The 25,176-nt window shown below is 61.0% G+C and carries 19 protein-coding genes and 1 tRNA gene; 8 read left to right on the plus strand and 12 right to left on the minus strand.

Annotated elements, in window-relative coordinates; genetic code table 11:
- Nucleotides 1-210: 210 nt before the first annotated feature.
- The gene (locus ABDK06_RS02105) at nt 211-1,923 is read left to right on the plus strand and encodes a hypothetical protein (protein ID WP_394938418.1); all 1,713 of its coding nucleotides are present in this window, start codon (nt 211-213) and stop codon (nt 1,921-1,923) included.
- Between the two features lie 128 nt (nt 1,924-2,051).
- On the opposite strand, the gene ABDK06_RS02110 is transcribed toward ABDK06_RS02105, so the two are convergent.
- From ABDK06_RS02110 to ABDK06_RS02130, 5 genes are all read right to left on the minus strand, one after another.
- Complete coding sequence (locus ABDK06_RS02110; protein ID WP_394938420.1) at nt 2,052-2,777, minus strand: HAD family hydrolase; 726 nt, start codon at nt 2,775-2,777, stop codon at nt 2,052-2,054.
- Between the two features lie 8 nt (nt 2,778-2,785).
- On the minus strand, nt 2,786-4,276 hold the full coding sequence (gene gltX, locus ABDK06_RS02115; protein WP_394938422.1) for a glutamate--tRNA ligase: 1,491 nt from the start codon (nt 4,274-4,276) through the stop codon (nt 2,786-2,788).
- A 77-nt stretch (nt 4,277-4,353) separates the two neighbouring features.
- Complete coding sequence (locus ABDK06_RS02120) at nt 4,354-5,124, minus strand: fumarylacetoacetate hydrolase family protein (RefSeq protein WP_394938425.1); 771 nt, start codon at nt 5,122-5,124, stop codon at nt 4,354-4,356.
- A gap of 186 nt (nt 5,125-5,310) precedes the next feature.
- Nucleotides 5,311-6,423: a branched-chain amino acid aminotransferase gene (locus tag ABDK06_RS02125; RefSeq protein ID WP_394938427.1), complete on the minus strand. Its 1,113-nt coding sequence runs from the start codon at nt 6,421-6,423 to the stop codon at nt 5,311-5,313.
- Between the two features lie 106 nt (nt 6,424-6,529).
- Nucleotides 6,530-7,585, minus strand: coding sequence for a 3-isopropylmalate dehydrogenase (locus ABDK06_RS02130; RefSeq protein ID WP_394938429.1), 1,056 nt, complete (start codon nt 7,583-7,585; stop codon nt 6,530-6,532).
- Nucleotides 7,586-7,810: 225 nt separating this feature from the next.
- Between ABDK06_RS02130 and ABDK06_RS02135 the strand changes: the two genes are divergently transcribed.
- The 4 genes from ABDK06_RS02135 to ABDK06_RS02150 all read left to right on the plus strand — a co-directional run bounded on the left by ABDK06_RS02135 (nt 7,811) and on the right by ABDK06_RS02150 (nt 13,108).
- Nucleotides 7,811-8,995, plus strand: coding sequence for a sensor histidine kinase (locus ABDK06_RS02135; protein ID WP_394940777.1), 1,185 nt, complete (start codon nt 7,811-7,813; stop codon nt 8,993-8,995).
- Nucleotides 8,996-9,034: 39 nt separating this feature from the next.
- Complete coding sequence (locus ABDK06_RS02140; RefSeq protein WP_394938431.1) at nt 9,035-9,760, plus strand: response regulator; 726 nt, start codon at nt 9,035-9,037, stop codon at nt 9,758-9,760.
- A gap of 128 nt (nt 9,761-9,888) precedes the next feature.
- On the plus strand, nt 9,889-10,659 hold the full coding sequence (locus ABDK06_RS02145) for an ABC transporter ATP-binding protein (RefSeq protein ID WP_394938433.1): 771 nt from the start codon (nt 9,889-9,891) through the stop codon (nt 10,657-10,659).
- A 1-nt stretch (nt 10,660) separates the two neighbouring features.
- Nucleotides 10,661-13,108 (plus strand): ABC transporter permease, encoded by a 2,448-nt coding sequence (locus tag ABDK06_RS02150; protein ID WP_394938435.1) that lies wholly within the window; start codon nt 10,661-10,663, stop codon nt 13,106-13,108.
- 85 nt (nt 13,109-13,193) lie between these two features.
- Here ABDK06_RS02150 and metG read toward each other — a convergent pair whose 3' ends face one another.
- From metG to ilvD, 6 genes are all read right to left on the minus strand, one after another.
- Nucleotides 13,194-14,741 carry a methionine--tRNA ligase gene (gene metG, locus ABDK06_RS02155; protein WP_394938437.1) on the minus strand — a complete coding sequence of 516 codons (1,548 nt, stop codon included), beginning with the start codon at nt 14,739-14,741 and terminating at the stop codon, nt 13,194-13,196.
- Nucleotides 14,742-14,804: 63 nt separating this feature from the next.
- Nucleotides 14,805-16,412, minus strand: a complete 1,608-nt coding sequence (serA, locus tag ABDK06_RS02160; protein ID WP_394938439.1) for a phosphoglycerate dehydrogenase — start codon at nt 16,410-16,412, stop codon at nt 14,805-14,807.
- Between the two features lie 111 nt (nt 16,413-16,523).
- A complete protein-coding gene (gene ilvC, locus ABDK06_RS02165) occupies nt 16,524-17,549 on the minus strand; it encodes a ketol-acid reductoisomerase (RefSeq protein ID WP_394938441.1) in 1,026 nt (341 codons plus the stop codon).
- A gap of 65 nt (nt 17,550-17,614) precedes the next feature.
- Entirely contained in the window at nt 17,615-18,127 is a 513-nt protein-coding gene (ilvN, locus tag ABDK06_RS02170; protein ID WP_394938443.1) for an acetolactate synthase small subunit, read from the minus strand.
- Between the two features lie 3 nt (nt 18,128-18,130).
- Nucleotides 18,131-20,038, minus strand: a complete 1,908-nt coding sequence (locus ABDK06_RS02175) for an acetolactate synthase large subunit (RefSeq protein ID WP_394938446.1) — start codon at nt 20,036-20,038, stop codon at nt 18,131-18,133.
- 416 nt (nt 20,039-20,454) lie between these two features.
- On the minus strand, nt 20,455-22,170 hold the full coding sequence (gene ilvD, locus ABDK06_RS02180) for a dihydroxy-acid dehydratase (RefSeq protein ID WP_394938448.1): 1,716 nt from the start codon (nt 22,168-22,170) through the stop codon (nt 20,455-20,457).
- Between the two features lie 242 nt (nt 22,171-22,412).
- On the opposite strand from ilvD, the gene ABDK06_RS02185 reads away from it, so the two are divergent.
- Nucleotides 22,413-22,488 (plus strand) — tRNA-Lys (locus ABDK06_RS02185).
- Between the two features lie 242 nt (nt 22,489-22,730).
- Here ABDK06_RS02185 and ABDK06_RS02190 read toward each other — a convergent pair.
- On the minus strand, nt 22,731-23,978 hold the full coding sequence (locus ABDK06_RS02190) for an MFS transporter (protein ID WP_394938450.1): 1,248 nt from the start codon (nt 23,976-23,978) through the stop codon (nt 22,731-22,733).
- Between the two features lie 311 nt (nt 23,979-24,289).
- On the opposite strand from ABDK06_RS02190, the gene ABDK06_RS02195 reads away from it, so the two are divergent.
- On the plus strand, nt 24,290-24,796 hold the full coding sequence (locus ABDK06_RS02195; RefSeq protein WP_394938452.1) for a hypothetical protein: 507 nt from the start codon (nt 24,290-24,292) through the stop codon (nt 24,794-24,796).
- Between the two features lie 103 nt (nt 24,797-24,899).
- Entirely contained in the window at nt 24,900-25,052 is a 153-nt protein-coding gene (locus ABDK06_RS02200; RefSeq protein ID WP_394938454.1) for a hypothetical protein, read from the plus strand.
- Nucleotides 25,053-25,176 lie beyond the last annotated feature (124 nt).

Raw genomic sequence — 25,176 nt, forward strand, 5'->3', positions numbered from 1 at the left:
AAATCCTGACCCAGCTCCTGACTCAGCCAAAATATGTCCACAAACTAGCGCGCCACTCTTGACAGCAGGATGTGAATCTACGGTAGGTTACTCATTGGTAGCAATGGTGTTACCTACATCACAGTACAAGCTTCGTTCTTCTGATTGGAATAGCCCGTGTCAACTAGCAGAGTCGCTAGACCCACACCGAATCCACGTCGTCACAATATCGTGATTGCGATTCTGGGCCTGCTCGTTCTAGGCCTCCTGATTCTCTTTGCCGTTATCACCTCCCAAGCTGCGGATGGCGGCCATCAGCTGGCCGACGGCACCCAGAAGCTCAAAGACAAGGTGACCAATCAACTCGCCCCGGGTATCGATCAGGCCCAGGCAGGGGCGCAGAAGCTCGCTGACGGCGCGGGGCAGCTTTCCGGCGCACTGACTCCGAGTTCTTCCGGTAAGGATCCGATGAACCTCGCCGACGGGGCAGGGCAGATCGCGGACGGGGCGGGGCAACTGAACGCAGGGGCGCAGAAGTTGAACGCGGGTATCAGCAACGATTTGGCACCCGGCGCACAACAGCTGAGTACCGGGGCGAATAAGCTGGCGAGCGGCTTGAATGGCAAAGTTCTCAACGGCGCACAACAGCTAGAAGACGGGTCAGCGACTATTGCCAGCCGTGTCAAAGTCCACTTAGAACCTGGACTCATAAAGCTCGACAACGGTGCAGCAGAACTCCAAGCAGGGGCACATCAGCTGTATGAGGGCATTAACAGCAAACTGGCGCCAGGTATCAACGAACTTACTGACGGAGCAAAAAAACTAAGCTTAGGGGCCCAGCAAGCTGGAGAAGGAATTCAGCAAGTCAACGCTGGCACACAGCAAATTAATTCAGGAATGCAAAAGGTAAACTCTGGCGCACAACAACTAGCTGGAGTCCCTGGCGCTAACGGCGATCCCACTAAAGGATCGGGGCTTGCCGCCCTCTCTCAAGGACTTCAGAAGTTATTGGCTGCTGCTAATGACCCGATCCAGGGCCTCGTGCCAGTCTCGCTTCTTAAATCTCAAATCCAACAACTTGCGGCAGGTGCCCAACAGGCTGCTGATGGCAGTCAGCAGCTTGCGGCCGGCACACAGCAGCTTGCGGCCGGCACACAGCAGCTTGCGGCCGGCACACAGAAGCTTGCGACTGGCACCCCTGAACTGGTCGCAGGAGCACAATCAATTGCAAATGGGCTGAGCCAAGCTCAAGCAGGAATTAACAATCCAAATCCACATCAAGGAATTCTTGCAGGCAGCAAAGCACTGTCCGACGGATTAGATCAATACAAACCTGGCATTGCTCAAGCACTAGACGGTATGTATCACGACCCAGAGAATCATGCTAAAGACGGACTCAAACCAGGAACTCAGCAACTAGCTGACGGTGCATCACAGCTCCTGAATGGCATGTATCACGATCCAGAGGACCCTTCACAGCCAGGCCTTGCCCCCGGTTCACAACAACTCGCCGATGGCGCAGCCAAACTACTCAACGGCGTAATGAACCCCGACCCGAATAACGGTCTCCTCGCGGGTTCGTCCAAGCTCGCCGACGGCACCAAACAACTCGATACCGGTAGCCAGAAACTGAAAGCCGGTTTCGTCACACTGGATGGGAAGCTCAACAACACCGATCCCAACGACCCCGGCGTCGTACTAGGGACCAAGATGCTGGCCGACGGCATGAACAAGCTCAAGGACGGTATGCACAACCCCGATCCGGAAAACGGCTTGCTCGCCGGTTCGCAGAAGCTCAACGACGGCGCCCACGAACTGCAAACTAAGGTCACCAACGTCAGTCCCGGTGGTGCGGTGGGTTTGATCGGCATCATTATCTGCGCAATTATCCTGATCGGCTGCGTCCTCTCGATCGTGCTACGACGTCGCGGAGTTATCTCCTAACCCCTGGCTTGACCCCAAACTAGCCGGGCGGCAGCGACACAGAGCACACGAAAAGGGAGGGTGGTTCTCGACAATATCGAGAACCACCCTCCCTTTCGGTCTCCGAGAAAATTCCTACGGCCAAGCACCTACAACAACGTACTCAGCCCAGCCAGCCCACTCAGCTGCGCTCCTTCCCAGCGCCGGCCTCCGGGCAACTCCGGCGACCGATCCTCGCGATTGAGCCAGAGCGCGGCTAAGCCCGCTTCGCTGGCCCCCACCGCGTCGATCAGCAGATTATCCCCAACATAGAGAGTCTCCGCAGCACTGAATCCCAGCTCTCTGACTCCCTCGTGGAAAATCGCCGGATCCGGCTTCGGCACCCCCACGGTATCCGTTCCGATCAGCACCGAGATCCTGGATAGCCCGGCCAGATCGAGCTTCCGGCGCTGATAGGCCTCGACATTATTGCTCACCGCGCCGTAAACCACGCCCACTGCGTCCAACTCATCCAGAGCCGTTACAACATCGGGATAGGCTCGCCAGTTCCGCTGAGCCTCAACCTCATAGCAAGCGTTCCAGCTCTCCGCCCGCTCCACGGGCAGCGCTCCCCCGGCAACCGCCAGAGCCCGACGCGCCCTGGCGATCCGCTGTTCGATAAAACCGATCTCACCGCGCAGGAAAGCCTCGTAATGGCCACCGCGGTCCTCGCGGAACTCACGATGCACCTCCTGCCACTGCGGTTCGGAGAGCTCCGGAAGGTACTCAGCGCTCACCGCTCGGACGGCGATCTCCATCGCGGTCCGCAGATCCACCAGAGTGTCGTCGATATCGAACAGCACCGCGCGGATCGGCCAGCCGAAAACACCCGTCACAACACTCCCTAGCTGACCGAGAAGCTACGCAGCCGGTTCAAGGAGGACTCCTTGCCCAGGATCACCATGGATTCGAAGAGCGGCGGGGAAATCCGGCGACCGGAGATCGCCGTCCGTACCGGACCGAAGGCAAGCCGCGGCTTGACCTCCAGTCCATCGACGAGTGCCGTACGCAAGGCTGCCTGAAGAGATTCGGCGTCCCAGTCATTCAACGTTTCCAGAGCAGCGATCGCGGCTTTCAACACTTCATCCAAGTTCTCCGGGAGACCCTTGAGCGCATCCTCGGCGGGGGCGACGTCGTCATCGCCGACAAAGAGGAAGCGCAACATCTCGGGAGCCTCACCCAGCAGCTGCACGCGCTCCTGAATCAGCGGAGCCGCCTCGGCCAGGATGACCTGCTGCCTCTCGGTCAGTTCCTCACTGACCAGGCCAGCAGCCTGCAAATACGGCACCAGGCGCTCCCGGAAGTCCTCTGCGGAGAGCAAGCGGATATGAGTTCCGTTGATCGCCTCGGCCTTCTTCAGATCGAAACGAGCTGGGTTCCCCAGCACGTCCTTCACATCAAAAGCGGCCACTAGCTGATCCACCGTGAAGATATCCTCATCGGCGCTCAGCGACCAGCCCAGCAGAGCGAGGTAGTTCAGCAGCCCTTCCTTGATATATCCCCAGTCGCGCAGCAAGAACAAGCTGGATTCCGGATCCCGCTTGGAGAGCTTCTTATTGCCCTGCCCCATAACGTAGGGCAAGTGGCCGAACCGGGGCAGGTACTCGGCAACCCCCACCGCGTGTAGCGCGCGGTACAGCGCGATCTGGCGTGGTGTGGAGGACAGGATGTCCTCGCCGCGCAGCACATGGGTGACCCCCATCAGGGCGTCATCCACCGGGTTGACCAGGGTGTAGAGCGGTGCACCGTTAGGTCGCACCACGGCGAAGTCGGGCACCGACCCTGCTTTGAAGGTGATCTCACCGCGTACCAGATCGGTGAAGGTAATATCCTCATCCGGCATCCGCAGGCGCAGAGCGGGCTGGCGTCCCTCGGCCTTGAAAGCAGCGATCTGCTCATCGGAGAGCTCGCGATCAAATCCGTCGTACCCCAGCTTAGGATCGCGTCCGGCGGCTTTATGCCGAGCTTCGATCTCCTCGGGAGTCGAATACGATTCGTAGACGAAACCGCCCTCGCGCAGCTTGTCGATCACGTCCTGGTAGATCTCGCTGCGCTTGGACTGGCGGTAAGGTTCATGCGGGCCGCCAACTTCGACGCCTTCATCCCAGTCGATGCCGAGCCAGCGCAAGCCCTCCAGCAGCTGCTGGTAGCTTTCCTCGCTATCGCGTGCGGCGTCGGTGTCCTCAATACGGAAAATCAGTTTTCCGCCGGTGTGCCGGGCATAGGCCCAGTTGAAGAGCGCGGTGCGGATCAGGCCGACGTGCGGAGTTCCGGTGGGCGAAGGGCAGAATCGCACCCGGACGGGCGTGTTTGAATCAACTTCAGGAATGGTCATGATGCTTCTATCTTAAGTGTGTTCGCAGGGAAGGTTGTCAGCGTGGGAAGCGGCAGCGGATGATGCTCGCCCGGCTGTCAGCGGCGGACGATCGGATTGGCCAGCTTGCCAATCCCCTCGATCTCCACCTCGAAGCGGTCGCCCTCGGTAAGAAGCCCGACGCCGGCCGGCGTCCCAGTCATGATCACGTCGCCCGGCAGCAGAGTGAAAGCCTGGGAGACATAGGAGACCAGCTGCCTGACTCCGTAGATCATCTCGCTGGTTCGGCCATCCTGAACCAGGGAGCCGTTCAGTCGCCCGCGGACGGCAAGATCTTCGACATCGAGTTCAGTTTCGATCCACGGCCCGAGCGGCGCCGAGCCGTCGAAGCCCTTGGCCCTAGCCCATTGTTTATCGGTGCGCTGAACATCCCGGGCGGTCAGGTCGTTACCGCAGGTGTAGCCGAAGATCACCTCATCGACCCGATCTTCGGGAACGTCCTTGCAGATCCGTCCGATCACGACGCACAACTCGGCCTCATAGGAGACCTCCTCGGAGAACTCCGGAAGCGCAATCGGGTCTCCGGGGCCGAGGACCGCGGTGTTCGGCTTGAGGAACATCAGCGGGCTGGTGGGCACCTCATTGCCGAGTTCCTTGGCGTGATCAGCGTAGTTCCGGCCGATGCCCACCACTTTGGAGCGAGGGATGATCGGAGCCAGTAACCTGACGTCCTCTAGGGCATGACTCTGCCCCGTGGTTTCAACCCCGTTGAAGAAGGGGTCTCCCTTGATGACATGCACGGTTTCGGCCGCATCATCGACCACTCCGTACATCGGCTCGGCATCCACTACAAATCGGGCTATACGCATAGTCCAACTATTTCATGGTTTAGCGGCTTCATGGTTCCCAGCCAGCTCTCGCACCAGGGAGGACGTGGGTGGGGCCCCGCCGTCCGAGGGCCTCGACGCGAAGCATGAGCGTAGGGAGGACGTGGGTGGGGCCCCGCCGTCCGAGGGCCCCAGGCTGAGCCTGCGAAGTCTGGGAGGACGTGGGGATCAGGCCAGGCGACGCAGCCAGCCGTGCCGGTCGGTCACCGTACCGGTCTGAATGCCGAGCAGCTCCTCACGGATACTCATGGTGATCTCACCGGTCTTAGCCTCAGCGGAACCGATCTCCTCGTTCTCATCCATCAAGCGGCCGATCGGGGTGATCACAGCAGCGGTGCCGCAGGCGAAGACTTCAGCGATCTCTCCGGAAGCGATGCCGGAGCGCCATTCATCAAGGGTGATCTTGCGCTCCTGGACGTTCAGTCCGCGGTCACGGCCCAGCTGAAGCACCGAGGAGCGCGTCACGCCTTCCAGGATGCTTCCGGAGAGCGCGGGAGTCACCAGGGAACCGTCCTTGAAGACGAAGAAAACGTTCATCCCGCCCAGTTCCTCGATCGCGTTATCGTTCTCCTGGTCCAAGAAGAGCACTTGCTTGCAGCCGTGGGCTTCCGCTTCGAGCTGCGGTAAGAGCGAAGCGGCGTAATTACCACCGCATTTGGCGGCACCGGTGCCGCCGCGTCCGGCCCGGGCGTAGGTGCGAGAGATCCAGATGGAAACCGGTTTGAGCTCCCCGCCGAAGTAGTTTCCAGCGGGAGAGGCAATCACCCTGAAGGAGACTTCCCGGGCGGCCCGGACTCCCAGGAACGCCTCGGTGGCGATCATAAAGGGCCTCAGGTAAAGGCTCTCGCCGTCGCCGGAGGGAACCCAGGCCTGATCGGCCTGCACCAGACCGGTGACGGCGTCCAAGAAGACCTGCTCGGGCAGTTGTGGCAATGCCAGACGCTGAGCCGAACGATTCAGTCGGGCAGCATTGGCCTCGGGACGGAAGGTCCACACCGAGCCATCAGCGTGACGGTAGGCCTTGAGACCTTCGAAGATCTCCTGACCGTAGTGCAGCACTCCTGCCGCGGGATCCAAGAGGATCGGCCCATAGGGCTCGATCCGGGCGTTGTGCCAACCGCCCTCACCCTGGGCGTCAACCCGATAATCGACGACGGCGGTGTGGTCGGTGAAATGATCACCGAAACCTGGATTGGCAAGAATCGCCTCCCGCTCAGCAGCGGACTTCGGGGTATCAGTCAGTCGCTGGGCGAAATCCAATTCGCTCGACACTTGAGTCATCGTTGTCCTCCAAGGATGCGGATCGTTATAGCCAAACTGAGTTATTCTTCATTAACTGTACCGCGCCAAGCCGGTCCTGGGGATGTCCACCGCGAGCAAGGTGGCCTTAGCTCAGGCGAGCCAGGATGGCATCACCAATCTGCGCTGTAGTACGTGTCCCTATGCTGCCCCGCTCAGCGATATCGGCTTCCACAGCTCGCTCGATCCGGGCCGCAAGTTCAGCCTGCTCCAAATGGTCGAGTAACAGGGCCGCAGAAAGAATCGCAGCGGTGGGATCCGCCTTTTGCTGACCGGCGATATCGGGTGCGGAGCCGTGAACCGGCTCGAACATGCTGGGCGCTGTGCGATCCATATTGAGATTCCCGGATGCCGCCAGGCCAATCCCGCCGGTGATCGCGGCGGCCAGGTCGGTCAGGATATCGCCGAACAGATTATCGGTCACGATGACGTCGAAGCGGCCCGGATCGGTGACCAGGAAAATAGTTGCCGCGTCCACGTGCAAATAGTCCACCGTCACCTCTGGATATTCAGCGCTCACCGCTTCCACGGTGCGCTTCCAGAGATGCCCCGCATAGACCAGGACATTGTGCTTATGGACATACGTCAGTTTCTTGCGCTCACTCTTGGCCGCTCGCCGGAAAGCATCGCGGACCACCCTTTGCACACCGAAGGCGGTGTTCACCGAGACCTCGGTGGCGATTTCCTGGTCGGTGCCGGTCCGCAGGCTGCCGCCGTTGCCGACATAAGGACCTTCGGTGCCCTCCCGGACCACCACGAAGTCCACCGCACCCGGCTGAGCTAACGGGCTGGGGACTCCAGGATAGAGTTTCGATGGTCGCAGGTTAACGAAGTGATCCAGGCTGAAGCGCAATTTGAGCAGCAGCTCTCGCTCGATCAACCCCGAGGGAATGCTGGTATCCCCCGGACTAGCGCCCACCGCTCCGAACAGGATCGCGTCGTGGGTCCTGATCGCGGCGAGGGTTTCCTCCGAGAGGCTCTCCCCGGTTTCCAGCCAGTGCTGGGCGCCCAGAGAGTACTCGGTCAGATTCAGCCCGAGGTCGGCGTCCTGACAAACTTTACGGAGCACCTTGACCGCTTGGGTCACCACCTCGGGTCCAATGCCGTCGCCAGGGATCACTGCAAGATTGATTGAAGAGCTCATGCTTCCAGCCTAAGCACTCATCCGAATGCTGGACAAAGCGTCTCACTTCGCGGACATTTCATGTCAGGCTTCCGAGCCAAAGGCCGCCCCAAGACGCCCTGTCACGAGCTTGCCAGAGCCCTCACCGATCCTCCACCTCCCCGGCGGTCAGAAGGCACCCGGAAAAAATCAGACCGTGGCGGGATGCGAGCAGCTTCGATCGAGCCGTAAAGTCGGAACATGGTCATGCAGAGGATCTACGAGTGGTTCCGCACTCATCACTTCGTGGTGGACACCGCGGTCACTGGTCTGATCTGGCTCGCCCTGGCCTTCTTCCCGAGCGGCAACCTCGGCCTCACCATGACCTTCGCCACCCTGCTGATCATCCCGCTCATCTGGCGCCGCATCAAGCCGGTCCTGGCGGGCAGCATCATCGCCGGTACCGCCGTCGTGCAATGGGCTTTTGCCGTGCCACCGATGCCCGCTGACCTCGGAGTGATCCTGGTGGTCTATGCCTTGGCGGCCTTCGGCCCGCGCTGGGCCAGCCTGAGCGGCCTGGGGCTCGCATTGCTCGGCGGGCTCATGCTGGTCAGCAGGTACTACCTGTTTTTAGGGCTGGAAGAGAGCAGCTTCACGCTGGCCAGTCTGCCCTACAACGCAATCTTGGTGATCCTGGTCTGGTGCCTGGTGCTCTTTGCCTGGACGCTGGGAGACCTGACCCGCACCAGAAGGCTCCGTGAACAGGCACTGGAGGATCGAGCCCAGCGCCTGGAAATCGAACAACAACAAGAGCGCGCCTTGGCGGCGAGCGATGAACGTGCGCACATCGCCCGGGAAATGCACGATATCGTGGCCCACTCGCTCTCGGTCATCATCACCCAGGCGGACGGCGGACGCTACGCCGCCGAGCAAGACCCGAAGATTGCCACCGAGACGCTGCGGACCATCGCCGATACCGGACGGAACTCACTGCGTGAGATGCGGAGATTGCTCGGCGTGCTGAGGGGCGATGAGGAGGCTTCGACCCGGCCACTGCCCGGGCTGGACGACTTTGACGAGCTCATTCTGGGTATCCGTTCAGCCGGTCTCACCGTGGAATTCCGCACCGAAGGTCAGCCCCGGCGCAAGCTGCCCGCGGGGGCGGAACTCACCGCGTACCGCATTGTCCAAGAGGGCCTGACGAACGTGCTCAAGCACGCCGGGCCCAAGGCCAACAGCCGGGTGACGCTGAGCTGGCAGTCCCGAGGGCTGCACCTTGAGATCGTCGATGACGGCCGCGGAGCTGCCGCCGACCCGCCGGGTTCCGGTGGCGGCAATGGCTTACGCGGGATGACCGAGCGGATCAAGCTCTACGATGGAAGCCTGGAGGCCAAGCCACAGGCGGGCGGTGGTTTCCGCGTCAGCGCATTCATCCCCTATACCGAAGCATGATCAGCAGAGCATTTGAAACAATTTGAGACAGAGGCACAGATGACTGAGACCCCAGAGAACTCATCCGATTCCACCATCAAGGTGGCTCTGGTGGACGACCAGCAGCTGGTTCGCTCCGGTTTCACCATGCTGATCAACTCCCAGGCCGATCTGGAGGTCGTGGTTCAGGCCGGAGACGGCAGGGAAGCCCTCACCGAGCTGGCCGCCACCGCGGCCGACGTGGTCCTGATGGACGTGCGGATGCCCGGCTTGGACGGTATTGAAACCACCAGGAAGCTGATGGAGCGGGTCCGGGCTGCCACTCCGGGCTCACGGCTCTCCGGGCTCAAGATCGTGGTGCTCACCACCTTCGACCTGGATGAGTACGCGTTGGCCGCGATTCAGGCCGGGGCGAGCGGTTTCTTGCTCAAGGACGCACCTCCCGAGGAACTCCTCGAGGCGATCCGCACCGTCTATCGAGGAGACGCCGTAATCGCCCCCTCTACCACTCGACGCCTGCTCGACCATGTGGCGCCGATGCTCAGTGCGCCCAGCCCGGCGAATGACAAGCACCAGGAGTCGGTGAGCAGCCTCACGGCTCGTGAGCACGAGGTCTTCCTCTTGATCGCTCAGGGCTATTCGAATCCGGAGATCGCCTCCTCACTCTTCCTCTCCGAAGCCACGGTGAAAACGCACGTCGGGCACATCCTGAGCAAACTCAATGCCCGGGATCGTGTGCAAATCGTGGTGATCGCTTATGAGACCGGAGCCGTCTCTGCGAGCTAGAGGCCTTGAGCTCAAGCCAAGGCCTAGCTAGACCTCATACCTAGGTCGTAGTCCGGGGCCTCGCAGCGCAGCCAGAATCATGCCCTGGCCCGATTCCGAGGACTTCAGTCACCGCGTAGCTTGGAATCATGACCACTTTGACTAACTCTTCCTTCGAGGCCGAGAATACTCGCCAAGGCACCGCGGTTTCCGCTCGCGGTCTGAACAAGAACTACGGCCGGGGTGAAACCGCAGTAGCCGCATTGCGCAATGTTGATATCGATTTCGAGGCCGGGCGCTTCACCGCCATCATGGGCCCCTCGGGCAGCGGCAAGTCCACCCTGATGCACTGCCTTGCGGGTCTCGATAGCGTCGACTCCGGCAGCATCATGCTCAGCGGAACCGACATCACTCAGCTCAACGACACCCAGCTCACCACGCTGCGACGTGATCGCATCGGCTTCATCTTCCAAGCCTTCAACCTGGTACCCACCCTGACCGCTGAACAGAACATCACCCTTCCGGTGGCTCTGGCGAACGGAAAAGTGGATCGAGACTGGTTCAACTCCGTGACCTTGACCCTAGGCTTGGCCGATCGGCTCAGTCACCGGCCGCATGAGCTCTCGGGTGGCCAGCAGCAGCGTGTCGCGGTGGCTCGGGCCCTCCTCACCCGACCCGAGGTGATCTTCGCGGACGAGCCCACCGGTAATCTCGATTCTCGGGTCGGCGCAGAAGTACTCGGTATGCTGCGTCGGGCTTCCCAGGAAATGGGGCAGAGCATCATCATGGTCACCCACGATCCGATCGCGGCCTCCTACGCTGACCGGGTAGTGCTGCTGCGGGACGGCTTGCTGGCCGGAGATCTCAACAATCCGACGCCTGAGACCGTGATTGCTTCACTGACCAAGCTGGGAGCCTGAGATGCTTCAGGTAGCCCTAGCCCAAGTCAAAACCCATGCCAGGCGATTCATCGCCATCGGCCTGGCGGTCATGCTGGCCGTCGGTTTCCTGGTTGCCACCTTGCTGGTGAGCAGCTCGACGCAGGCCACTCTCAAGGCGAGCGTCGGCCAGTCCTTCAACAAGGCCGACGTCGTGATCAGCACCCTCAACGTCAGTAAGCCGCTCGATCAGGGCGCCTACGACGCCGTGAAGAAGGTTCCCGGCGTCAAGGGAAGCTACTCGCTGCTGCAAGCCCCGGTCAAGGTAAAGGCGGGCGATGTCACCTTCAACGCGATGTTGCAGAACCTCGCTGAGGATCTCTCGCTGCAATCCCAAGCGCTGGCCTCCGGAAGCTTCCCCAGTGCCCCGAATCAAGTGGCCCTCGATCAGAAGACAGCAGATCACCAGAAGCTGGCGATCGGTGGCAAAGTCACCCTGAGCAACGAGGCCGGGCAGCAGCAGCAAGCCACCATCACCGGCCTGTTGCAACCCAGCAATGATCCGAAAGCCTCCGCGGCCGCGCAGCTGCTCGCCAGCACCCAGACGGTCACTCCACTCGCCACCGTACCGCTCTCCTATGGCACCATTCAGCTCAAGCTGGATAAACCGCTGGACGAAAACAGCCGCGCTTCGCTGACTCAGGCCCTAGAGGCCGCCGGATACGATCAGCTCAAAGTGCTGACTCCGGATGAGCAGACCACCGACATCATGAAGCGGATGACCGGGGACACCGATGTGCTGACCTATGTGCTGCTCGCTTTCGCGGCCATCGCCCTGATCGTCGCCGCCCTGGTGGTTGCCAACACCTTCGCGGTGCTGGTGGCACAGCGCACCCGCGAATTGGCTCTGCTGCGCTGCCTCGGAGCCAATCGCCGCCAGATCCGCAATTCGGTGCTGCTGGAGGCCCTGGTGGTCGGCGCGCTCTCCTCGCTGATCGGGCTCGCCCTGGCTTTCGGTGGCATGGCGGCGTTGGTCGGCGCGCTCAGCAGCATCCCCGACTATCGCTTCGCGACCTTCTCGGGTAACTGGCAGACCGGCCTGATTGGCCTGCTGGTCGGTGTACTGCTCACCATAGCGGCCGCATTGATGCCGGCTCGTGCTGCCACCGCGGTAGCACCGCTGGCGGCGATGCGCCCTGCGGAAGACGCCTCATTGAGTAATCGCGGCGGCCGGACCAGGCTCATCATCGGTGGCGCGTTCATCGTGATCGGTGCCCTGGCACTGATCGGCGGGGCCCTGATGTCGAATCTGCTGATCGCGGTACCGGGAGGGGCCTTGAGCTTCATCGGCCTGCTGCTCTGTGCCAATCTCTTCATCCCGCGGCTGGTCTCCGGCGTCGGAAAAATCGTCGCCCCCCGTGGGGTGCCCGGTAAGCTTGCGGCACTGAACGCGGTGCGCAATCCCGGCCGGACGACGACGACGGCGGCTGCGCTGCTGATCGGCGTCACCCTGGTCTCGATGATGCTCACCGGAGCGGCGACCTCCAGAACCGCCTTCGATTCCAGCTTGGAGCAGCACTATCCGGTGGACGTGCTGGTGGAGGACGGTAAATACAGCTCTCAGCAACTAGCTGAAGTGAAGAACCTGGAAGGCGTGGCCTTCAGCGCCTCTGTACCCCAAGTGGGCGTGCTGAGCGGCGAGTACTCCGGACAGCTGGTCTATGGTATTTCGACCTCGGACGCCGCCCAGCTGCTCGACACCGAGCAGAATCGCGTACAGGACGGTCAGCTGCTGATGCCCAAGGGCACCGTAGAGAAATCACTCCCGGTCTCCGCTAAGGGTTCCGCCACGAAGGAACTTCCGATAAGCCAGGCCACCGTGAACTATCTGCCCGCTATGGTCAGCCTCTCCACCTTCCCCGCCCCCGCTGGCGTAGAGCAGCAGGTCTGGATCAAGCTGAAACCCAATCAGGACACCAGCCAGCTGGTGGAACTGCAGAAGAAGATCGCCAGCGTCCTAGGAGTCGAGGACTATCAAGTACAGGGCGGAGCACTGGTCAAGGCCTCCTACAACCAGGTGATCGACATCCTGCTGCTGGTGGTCACCGGTCTGCTCGCCATCGCGGTGCTGATCGCCTTGATCGGCGTCGCCAATACGCTCTCACTCTCGGTACTGGAACGGACCAGGGAGAACGCTCTGCTCCGAGCACTCGGCCTGACCAGAGGGGCACTCAGGGGCATGCTCGCCTTGGAGGCGATGCTCATCGCGGGGGTCGCGGCGCTCATCGGCATCGTGCTGGGCAGCCTGTATGGCTGGCTCGGTGCGCAGGCTGCTCTGGGTGGCCTAGGAGAGGCGGTGACTCCGAGCTTCCCGTGGCTGCAATTGCTCGTGGTCTTGCTGATCGCGGCGGCGGCTGGCCTGCTCGCTTCGATCATCCCGGCACGCAGAGCGGCCAGGCTCTCGCCGGTGGAAGGACTCGCCACCGACTGAGCCAAGCCGGTTAAAACCGGCAATGCCATGACAGAGGACGTCGCTATGAACCTTTCATAGCGACGTCCTCTGTCATGGCGCTTTGCTATTGCTCTTCGTAGCGGGGGAAAACCGGTTCGGGAGCCGGCAGTGCGGTTCCTGCGAGCAGCGGAGTGTCGAAGGATGAGAACTCGCGATCAGTGGCCGCCACCCCGAGCAGGTCCAGCAGCTTCTCCGCCGATTCCGGTACCACAGGCTGGATCAGCAGGGACACCATCCGCAGCACTTCCAAGGTCACATAGAGCACGGTGTTCATCCGCGCGGGATCGGTCTTGCGCAGCACCCAGGGCGCCTGCTCGGCGAAGTAAGCGTTCGTCTCACCGAGCACGGTCCAGATCGCTTCTAACGCCCGATGGAACTCCTGCACATCGTAGGCGGCGCGGTTGAGCTGCAAGAGCGCTCGCGCCTGGTTCAGGATCGCCGTATCGGCTTCGCTGAACTCACCCGGCTGCGGCACCTTGGCTTCGCAGTTCTTCGCCACCATGGAGAGCGAGCGCTGTGCCAGGTTGCCCAGGTTGTTCGCCAGATCGGAGTTCTTGCGCCCCACGATGGCCTCGTGGCTGTAGTTCCCGTCCTGGCCGTAGGAGACTTCGCGCAGGAAAAAGAAGCGCACCGCGTCCCTACCGTATTCGGCCACCCAGTCGGCCGGCGCCACCACATTGCCCAGAGATTTAGACATCTTGACGCCGTTGTTGAACAGGAAGCCGTGGATCATCACCCGCTGCGGCAGTTCGATGCCGGCACTCATCAGGAAGGCGGGCCAGAACACCGCATGGAAGCGGGAAATGTCCTTCCCAATGATGTGCACATCGGCTGGCCAGAATTTGCGCAGCGGAGAGTTCTCCTCGGGAAAACCAGTCCCGGTCAGGTAGTTGGTCAGCGCATCGACCCAGACGTACATCACGTGCTTCTCATTGCCCGGCACCGGGACGCCCCAGTTGAACGAGGTCCGGCTGATCGAGAGATCCTGCAAGCCCGACTTCACGAAGCTGATCACTTCATTGAATCGGTACTGCGGGGCAGCGAACTCAGGCTGCTCCTGGTAGAGCTCCAGAAGCTTGTCCTGGTATTGCGAGAGCCTGAAAAAATAGGACTCCTCCTCGGTCCAGGTGACCTCGGTTTCGGTCTCCTTGGAGTAGCGCAAGCCGTCTTCGTGCAGCTCGGTCTCCTCGTCCGTGTAGAACGCCTCGTCACGCACCGAGTACCAGCCGACGTATTTATCCAGGTAGATGTCACCGTTGGCTTCCATCCGGCGCCAGAGCTCTTGAGCGGCGACCAAGTGGTCGGCGTCGGTGGTCCTGATGAAGCGGTCGTAGCTGCTGTTCACCAAGTGGTGGACCTCGCGGATCGCAGCGGAGTTGCGGTCTACCAGCTCCTTGGGGCTGATCCCTTCCTTCTCCGCGGTCTGCTGCACTTTGATGCCGTGCTCGTCGGTGCCGGTCAGGTAGAAAACCTCAAAGCCGTCAAGGCGTTTGAAACGAGCCAGCGCGTCGGCGGAGACGTATTCGTAGGCGTGACCGATATGCGGCACACCATTGGGGTAGGTGATCGCGGTGGTCAGGTAGAACAGAGGTTTTTCAGAAGACACAGTCACCCCTTGAAAATACCGGTAGCGGCGGGAGCTTAAGAAATCGTTACAGCCTTTCCCGCACCGCGGTCAGTCTTCCAGATCGACCTCGCGGGCGGTGCTGGCGTCGATTGAGGCCCGCACGGTTTCCAGAACCTGCTGCGGAACCGCGCTGTCGACGGTGAGCAGGCAGAGCACCTGACGGCCCACCGAGGAGTTCCCATCGGCGGCCCGGGAGACCTGCATTCCGGCGATATTGATGCCGTTCTCCCCCAGGATGCCACCCACTGTGCCCACCACGCCGGGGCGATCCTGGTAGATCAGCACGATCAGGTGGTCGCTGATCGGGATTTCGACGTCGTAGCCGTTGACGCCGACCAGCTTCTCAATCTGCTTCGGCCCGGTCAGAGTACCGGCGACCGAGATCTGGGTGCCGTCGGAGAGTGCACCGCGCAGCGTCAGCACATTACGGTAGTCCGTCACCTCTTCGGTGGTGATCAACCGCACGTTGATACCACGCTGCTCGGCCAGTACGGGGGCATTGACGTAAGAGACCTGCTCGCTCACCACATCGGTGAAGACGCCCTTGAGCGCGGCCAATTCAAGGGCCTTGACGTCCTTGCTGGCGATCTCACCGGCGACTTCGACGTCGATCTGGGTGAGCGAAGCCTGAGTGAGCGCGGTGAGCACCCGTCCGAGCTTCTCGATCAGCGGAATACCGGGGCGGACGTCCTTATCGATCACCCCGCCGGCGACGTTGACGGCGTCGGGCACGAGTTCCCCGGCGAGAGCCAGCCGAACCGATTTGGCCACCGAGATGCCGGCCTTCTCCTGCGCCTCGTCGGTGGAGGCTCCCAGGTGCGGGGTCACCACGACATTATCGAGTCCGAAGAAGGGCAGATCGGTGCTGGGCTCGGTGACGAAGACGTCGATGCCGGCGCCCGCGATCTCACCGCTCTGCAGGGCTTCGTAGAGCGCGGTTTCATCGATCAGACCGCCGCGGGCCACATTGACCACATAGGCGCTCTTCTTCATTTTCCTGAAAGCCTCGGGGCCGATCATGCCGAGCGTCTCAGGAGTTTTCGGCATGTGGATGGTGATGAAATCACTCTGTTCGAGCAGTTCGTCCAGGCTGACCAGCTGCACGCCGAGCTGAGCTGCCCGGGCACTCGTGACATAGGGATCGTAAGCTAGGATCTGGGTCTCGAAGGCTTGCAGCCGAGCGCTGATCAACGCGCCGATCCGGCCCAGGCCGATAATCCCGATCTTCTTCTCATATAACTCGGTGCCGGTGTACTTGGAACGCTTCCACTCCCCCGCCTTGAGCGCTGAATTAGCTGCTGGGATGTGACGGGCCAGGCTCAGAATATGCCCCACCGTGAGCTCAGCGGCGGAGACGATATTGGAGGTCGGCGCATTGACCACCATCACCCCGGCTTGGGTGGCGGCTTTGATATCGACATTGTCCAGCCCGACTCCGGCCCGGGCCACTACCTTGAGCTTCTTGGCGGCGGCGATCGCTTCGGCGTCCACCTGAGTCGCGGAACGCACCAGGATGGCATCGACATCGACGATAGCGGAAAGCAGTTGGCTACGATCGGCTCCGTCGGTGTGCCGAATGTCGAAATCCGGGCCGAGAGCTTCGATGGTGGCGGGGGAAAGTTCTTCAGCGAGCAGCACTACGGGCTTGTCGGTCACAGGGGTTCCTAGGATCAGTCGAAAGGTTAAGAAAAGGGTTACCAGCAGTCTATTGATGCAGACGAGGCCGAGCCCACACTATGACGTGCGGGCTCGGCCTGATCGCCATCGTCAGCGGGCTACTGAGCCCTCAGTGTAATCGTCTTCGTTCTTGATCCAGGAGAACAGCTTGCGCAGTTCCCGGCCGGTGGTCTCGATCGGATGCTGTTCGCCCTTGAGTCGCAACGCCTTGAACTCGGGGGCTCCGGCATCCTGATCGTCGATGAAGCGCTTCGCGAAGGCCCCCGACTGGATGTCCGCGAGCACGGCTTTCATATTGTCCTTGACGTGCGGATCGATCACCCGCGGGCCGGAGACGTAGTCACCGTACTCAGCGGTATCGGAGACGCTCCAGCGCTGCTTGGCAATGCCGCCTTCCACCATCAGGTCGACGATCAGCTTGAGCTCGTGCAGCACCTCGAAGTAGGCGACCTCGGGCTTGTAGCCCGCTTCGGTCAGGGTCTCGAAACCGTACTGGATGAGCTGCGAAGCCCCACCACAGAGCACCGCCTGCTCGCCGAAGAGATCGGTCTCGGTCTCCTCGGTGAAGGTGGTCTCGATGACGCCGGCCCGGGTGCCGCCGATCGCCTTGGCGTAGGACAGCGCCAGCGCCTTGGCGTTGCCGGAGGCGTCCTGCTCGACTGCGATCAAGTCGGGTACCCCACGGCCCGCTTCGAACTCGCGGCGCACAATGTGGCCGGGGCCCTTGGGGGCCACCAGGGCGACGTCGACGTCGGCCGGGGGCTTGATGTAGCCGTAGCGGATATTGAAGCCGTGACCGAAGAACAGTGCGTCTCCGGCCTGCAGATTGGCCGCGATGGATTCGGCGTAGACGTGCCGCTGCACCTGATCCGGGGTGAGCACCATGATCAGATCGGCTTCGGCCACGGCGTCGGCGACATTGAGCACTCGCAGGCCCTCGGCCTCGGCTTTGGCCCGGGACTTCGATCCTTCGGCCAGACCGACCCGCACATCGACGCCGGAATCACGCAGGCTCAGCGCGTGCGCATGGCCCTGGCTGCCATAGCCGATGACGGCGACGGTGCGACCCTGGATGATGGACAGATCGGCGTCGTCGTCATAGAACAACTCAGTCACGTTAGATACTCCTTGGTATAGACATCAAAAGATTGTCGTTGATATTTCTGAAGATTTAGGGAGGGTCAGGCGCTACGGAGAGCGCGTTCGCTCATCGAGCGAGCACCTCGTCCAATGGCGAGGGTACCCGATTGCACGATTTCCCGGATCCCGAAGGGCTCCAGCACATTGAGCAGCGCAGTGAGCTTCTCCGGATGCCCGGTGGCTTCGATAATGAGCGAGTCTGGTGAGACATCCACTACCGCGGCCCGGAACAGATCTGCGGCCTGGGTGACCTGCAGCCTGGTTGCCGCATCCGCACGCACTTTGACCAGGATGTGGTCGCGTTGCACGGATGAGTCTGAGACCAGTTCAACGATTTTGATCACGTTGACCAGTTTGTTCAGTTGTTTGGTGACCTGCTCGATCAGATCCCCCTCCGCCTCGACCACCACGGTGATCCGGGAGACCCCGGGCAGTTCGGTCGGGCCGACGGCGAGCGAGTTGATGTTGAAGGCGCGGCGGGCGAACAAGCTGGACACCCTGGTGAGTACACCCGGTTTGTCCTCGACCAGAACGGAAAGCGTGTGACGTGCCACGGTTTAGTCCTCCTCTTCCCACTGCGGGGTCAGGTTTCGAGCCACCTGAATCTGATCGTTGCTAACTCCGGAAGGCACCATCGGCCAGACCATCGAGTTCGGGCTCACCACGAAATCGATCACCACCGGGCGATCGTTGATCGCCAGGGCCTGCTGAATCGTCGCGTCGATATCCTCTTCACGTTCACAGCGCAATCCCACACAATCGTAGGCCTCTGCGAGTTTGACGAAATCCGGCACCCGGATCGTATCGTGCCCGGTGTTCAGGTCGGTATTCGAATAGCGACCCTCGTAGAAAAGCGTCTGCCATTGCCGCACCATGCCCAAGGACGAGTTATTGATCACCGCGACCTTGATCGGGATGTTGTTGATCCGGCAGGTAGCGAGTTCCTGGTTGGTCATCTGGAAACAGCCGTCTCCGTCGATGGCCCAGACCACACGGTCGGGGTTGCCCACCTTGGCACCCATCGCAGCGGGCACCGAGTACCCCATGGTGCCCGCTCCACCCGAGTTGAGCCAGGCATGAGGGCGTTCGTACTTGATGAACTGAGCCGCCCACATCTGGTGCTGCCCGACGCCAGCCACATAGACCCCCTCGGGGCCGGTCAAGGCACCGATGCGCTGGATGACCTTCTGCGGCGAGGTGAGCCCGTCTTCGGGTTCGGTCCAGCCCAGCGGATAGGTGGTGCGGAGGTTATCCAGGAAGGCCCACCACTCGGTGAGGTCCGGGGCTCCTGAGGCCTCGAACTCGGTCTGCAAGGCCTCCACCAGATCGGGGATGATCTCCTTGACGGAACCCACGATCGGCACATCGGCAGTGCGGTTCTTGGAGATTTCCGCGGGGTCGATGTCGGCGTGGATCACCCGCGCGCCAGGAGCGAAGCTCGCCAACACGCCGGTCACCCGGTCATCAAAGCGGGCTCCCAAGGTGATCAGCAGATCGGCCTGCTGCAAGGCGGTGACCGCGGAGACCGAGCCGTGCATCCCTGGCATGCCGACGTGCTGGGGGTGCGAATCGGGGAAAGCACCGCGCGCCATCAGCGTGGTCACCACGGGTGCTTTGGTCAGTTCGGCGAGTTCCAGCAGTTCTTCGGAGGCATGGCCTTTCACCACGCCGCCACCGACGTAGAGCACCGGCTTCTTCGCCGAGGCGATCAGCCGGGCGGCCTCCCGCAATTGCTTGGAGTGGCCGCGGAACACCGGGTGGTAGCCGGGAAGATCGACGATCGGGGGCCAGGAGAAAGTCATCGGCCCCTGCTGGGCGTCTTTGGCGATATCGACCAATACCGGCCCGGGACGCCCGGTGGAAGCGAGGTGGAAGGCTTCTGCCAGAACCCTCGGGATGTCATTGGGATCGGTGACCAGATAGGAATGCTTGGTGATCGGCATCGTGATGCCAACGATGTCCGCTTCCTGGAAGGCGTCGGTGCCGATCACTCCGGAAGCCACCTGACCGGTGATCGCGACCAGGGGCACCGAATCCATATGAGCGTCCATGATCGCGGTGACTAAGTTGGTGGCCCCGGGCCCCGAGGTGGCGATGCAGACGCCGACTCGGCCGGTCACCATGGCGTAACCCTCGGCAGCGTGCCCGGCACCCTGCTCGTGGCGCACCAGCACGTGGTTCATCTCTGAAGCCATCAGTGGATCGTAGGTCGGCAGGATGGCCCCACCGGGCAGGCCGAAGATATCGGTGACACCGAGCTCCTCCAGGGAGCGCACAATCGCTTGCGAACCGATCATCTGAACCGGAGCGATCACCCTGTTAGGCCCCTGAACGAGAGAGACCGCGGCAGCCCCGACCTTGGCCGAGGACGTCTTCGTCAGCTCAGTTTTGATGGGCAGATGGGTGTTGGCCAGCAGTGCCGGGGTGGCTTTCGCCGCCGGACTGGTGGTCGTACTTTTACTCATGAGACTCTTCTTTCGTTTTCACCGCCGAACAGCGTGGCGATGATCCGGTGTCGCATCAGGTGGAGATTGCTCCGTCAACAAATATGAAAATGAAAAAACCCCTCAAGCCGGTGGGCTCTGCGAGGGGTTTGCGCGTGCTGTGCAGCTCGAACTGTTACCAGTCGGACGGGGTGCCTTGTGGGCTAATCCGTCACGCGCTTGGCAAGTACTACAAGGATTCCGATCTGCATACTTGTAGTGTTCCCTCTGTTCGTAGAGAGTGTCAACCGGAGACCCTCTCGTCTCATTATATGGACATGGCGTCCAGTTAGTGGACACTCACTGGTTTGCTCGGCCTGGACCCGCGGGGTGGGGCCGGGTTCCCCCGGCCCCGCCCTCAGGCTCGGCTGAATTTGTTCGAGCCGATCCCGAACAGGCTACCCGCAGACCGCACCCTCGGAAGCCGAGTGCACCAGCTTGGCGTATTTAGCCAGCACACCCTTGGTGAACTTGGCGGGCAAGGGCTGCCAGCCTTCTTTGCGGGATTCCAGTTCCGCTTCATCGACCAGCAGGTCGAAGCTCTTGTTCGGAATGTCGACCCTGATCCGGTCGCCGTCCTGCACGAAAGCGATCGGGCCGCCGTCCACTGCTTCCGGGGCGACGTGACCGATACACAAGCCGGTGGTGCCACCGGAGAACCGTCCGTCGGTGAGCAGCAATACGTCCTTACCCAGCCCGGCGCCCTTGATGGCGCCGGTGATGGCGAGCATCTCCCGCATTCCGGGCCCGCCTTTGGGGCCTTCGTAGCGGATCACCACGACGTCGCCCTTCTGGATCTCGCCAGCCTTGAGCGCTTCCAGTGCACCCTGCTCACGCTCGAAGACCCGAGCCGGGCCCTCGAAGATCTCGGCGTCAAAACCCGCGGTCTTCACCACGGCACCCTGGGGAGCCAGGGAGCCCTTGAGTACGCTCAGACCACCCGTCTTATGAATCGGATTATCCAGGGCGCGCAGGATCTTGCCATCCAGATCCGGCGGATTGATCTCCGCCAAGTTCTCCGCCAGGGTCTTACCGGTGACGGTGAGGGCATCACCGTGCAGCAGCCCGGCGTCGAGCAGCGCCTTCATGATCACCGGCACGCCGCCGACCCGGTCGACGTCGTTCATTACGTAGCGACCGAAGGGCTTGAGATCGCCTAGGTGCGGGATCTTGTCACCGATCCGGTTGAAGTCTTCGAGTTGTAAATCGACCTCGGCTTCACGCGCGATGGCGAGCAGGTGCAGCACGGCGTTCGTCGAGCCACCGAAGGCCATAGTGACAGCAATGGCGTTCTCAAACGCTTCCTTGGTCATGATGTCCCGCGCGGTGATGCCGAGCCGCAGCAGGTTGACCACTGCTTCGCCGGATTTGTGCGCGAAGGCATCACGACGCCGGTCCGCGCTGGGCGGCGCCGCCGAACCGGGTAGCGACATGCCGAGTGCCTCACCGATGGCGGCCATCGTATTGGCGGTGTACATCCCGCCGCAAGCACCTTCGCCGGGACAGATCGCGCGTTCGATCCGGTCGAGATCGCCGACCGACATCTTGCCTGCCGCGCAAGCACCCACGGCTTCAAAGGCGTCGATCAGAGTGACATCTTTCTCGGTGCCGTCTTCCAGCTTGACCCAGCCGGGCATGATCGAGCCGGCATAGAGGAAGACGCTGGCCAGATCGAGCCGCGCAGCGGCCATCAACATGCCGGGCAGGGATTTATCGCAGCCGGCGAGCAGCACCGAACCGTCGATCCGCTCGGCCATCATCACGGTTTCCACCGAGTCGGCGATCACTTCGCGGGAGACCAGGGAGAAGTGCATGCCCTCGTGCCCCATCGAGATACCGTCGGAGACGGAGATGGTGCCGAACTGCATGGGGAAACCACCACCGGCGTGCACGCCTTCTTTAGCGCCCTGGGCCAAGCGGTTGAGCGAAAGATTGCAGGGGGTAATTTCGTTCCAGGAGCTGGCGACGCCGATCTGCGGTTTGGCGAAGTCCTCATCTCCGAAGCCGACAGCCCGAAGCATGCCGCGGGCGGGGGCGGCAGCAATGCCGTCGGTGACGACACGGCTGCGAGGTTTGATGTCTGGTTTATCTGTTTTAGCAGTCTCCACGCTCATATCCTGAGTCTATGACTGCCTCCGGCAACGAGCGAACCTCGGACACGTTGATGACGGGCTTTAGTCATCAACGGAGCCTGTTACATTCCCTATCAGGCATGTATATTTGAGGCCAGAGACATCGCTGTGCGCGAGAAGATCTGGCCGATTTCACAGCGGCCCGAAAACCATGTAACATTACATGTCGTTGCGCATCGCGGATTCGCCTTCTTGAAGGTGATGAAATCGAGAGCAAAATAGTTGCACCTCTAGCTCAACTGGCAGAGCAATTGACTCTTAATCAATGGGTTCCGGGTTCGAGTCCCGGGGGGTGCACCAGGGAAAGCCCCCACCTGAAGGTGGGGGCTTTTTATCGTTAAGAATCCAGTCGAGGACGACTCCGATATCCAATGCCTGGACTCGCGTGTGGAGTTGTCACGAGGGAACGACGTGACCTCGCCCAATCGTCGAGCGCTCCCTCATCCAATCCCAATATCTGGAGGGCTTCCTCGAGATGAGTCCCGGGAACCACCAATGAACTTCTCCGCATACGCAGCCAAGCAATGAAATCTTGCTTCAGATCATTGCTCCATCTTCGCCATCTTGCGCCAGCTGCCACTGCACCAGAAAGCAGCAGAAGCAAGCACCAGAAAAGCCCCCAAGGCAAACCATGCGAACTCAGCATCGGCGAACTGCGCCAACCATCCGGCTGCAAGAGAGAATACTGTCTTGGCTATACCCACACCAGCATTCCTCAGTGCCATATATCGCCCGACGCTGCCTTCCGGGGCCATCTGGTTCGTCGCCACTTGCATAGAGACGACGTGGACTGTGATCGACAGCGAGACAATAGCTACCAGGCCCACCGCCACAATCGGCCAGGATACGATCGCCGTCACAAGGCACAGCACACCGCTGATGCCTAAGGCGTATCGGTAGATGAATCGCCGCATTGCTGGCGAGATTCCAACCACTAGACCTGCCAACACACCCCCGACCATCGCTGCGATATCAAGCACAGAGTAGAAAGGCGCTGTTTTGGGCACGAGTGCGTCAGCGTAGCTCGGCAGAAGGGCCGTCACGAACTGCAAAGCACCGCTGCTGGGGATGGAGACGATGAGGACCAACGCCAGGACGGGTAGACCGTCCGACACTTTAAGCCTCGATGACCCCGAAGGGAGGGCTTCTTGGGCTTCTTGGGCCAGCGGAGCACCTCCAGTGACCGCCATCTGGACAACGCCCGCCGTCTGGACAACGGAGGTTTGCGGAACATAGCGACGAGCCGTATTCACCAGCAAAACACTGGCGACATAGAGCAGACTTGCCACCACGAAACACCACCCGGGGCCGAGCAGGGCAAGACCGACGCCGCCTAATCCACTGCCAACAAGACCACCCACAATGGTGACGGATGACATTCGCCCTTGAACCGTTGCCAACTCGTCTCGCCCGACCAAGAGCCGAAGACTGCGAGCCATCGCAGATTTATTGGCCAGCTTGGCAACGCTCATCACTGCTTGGGACAGGCAAAATCCCACGACCAAAAACCCCGGAGCGAGGCTCAACAGCACAGCGATGGCCAAGCCTATTGAGCAAATCACGTTGACCCAATTGGTGCGTCCCAGGCTGTTTAAGGGGTTGCCTCGATCGAAGGCACGTTTGAGTGTCACCCCGGCTACCACCCCGGGAATGAAAGCGAAGGCATTGACGACACCCACCATCACCGGACTGCCACTCAGCGATAAGGTTGACCACAGCAAAGCTACGAGTTGCAGAGCCTCGGCCACTGCGGTCACGGCGGCGAACTGAATGAGAACCCATTTACGCATGACCACCGCCGGAGAGCTTTGCCATATATTTTCGCCAGGTTTCGGCGTCAAGACCTTGAACGATCAGCGAATAAGCGAAGATGCATGAGCCGGCTGGATACTCCGAGAGGCTCATGTTGCCTGGGTCGACGCCTAGTCGGAATCCACCTCTCAAACTCCATCTCAATTCCCATCATCTCGGAATATACCTCAGCCATTCGTGATATCGGCGCAGCTCGAATCATCACCTCTCGTAACAACCGGACACTCCGAGTTCAGTGCGAGGTATGTTTTTCCTCACTGAACATTCGCATTGAGCACGGAGGCCGGGAATGAAATTGCCGACAAGCGCTGCGATGACAGTGGTCATCTTGATCTCTCTGGCGCTGACTTCCTGCACCATAGCAGCCCCGCCGATGCTCTCCGGTCACACCGGGGAACCCTCCTCGGTTTACCCCGATCCCCCAAAGATCTCGAGCAAATCTCACGATAAGCCTTCGGCGCTCCCACCATCATGGGCTCCTCAAGAGAAACTCATCGCCTCTTTTACCTCCCAGCACACCGCTATGACCGTAGGTCCTTATTCGACACGAACCGGGTTTATCGCCGTTTATATAAACTGCGTGGGCAAGGGCGATATCGAGGTATCAATCCCCGGAAGCGCTGGATACACCTCTACCTGCTCACCGGATGACAGCGAGCCAGGAATTCGCAATACCTCGCACATTCCTGCATCAGAAAAATTCACGGTTAATGTCAAAAGTAGTGATCTTTGGTCACTGACTATCAGCGAGATCAGCCAACCGGAGATGGATATTAATAGCACTCCCTCTGGCTGATGGTTCCGCAAAAACCACTTTCACTCTTTCTTAGCGGATTCTCAGCTTTCTGTGAGTAGCATGTATTTAACCTCGGTAAATGCTGGGGACTCAAGGAGGCAGAATGAAAACCAAGATCAACACAGCAGCAGCCGCCCTGGTTGCCGTAGCTTCGCTGGTGCTACTGCCGGCGACGGCCAGCGCCCAGGAAGAAGGAGGCCCGGTCAGCGAAGGGCATGGGATTAGTTCAGGTCAGATTTCCAGCCTGCAGCCCTAAGCGTATTCAACAATCTTGACCCAGCTGATGGCACCTGGCCGAGTCGAAACGTAACCGTAGCTCCTGACGATCGCAGCGTAGATAAACTCCTCCGATTCGGCTGGAAAACCAGAGCGGGGATGGG

The organism is Psychromicrobium ferritrahens, from assembly GCF_043789415.1.
Lineage (GTDB): Bacteria > Actinomycetota > Actinomycetes > Actinomycetales > Micrococcaceae > Renibacterium.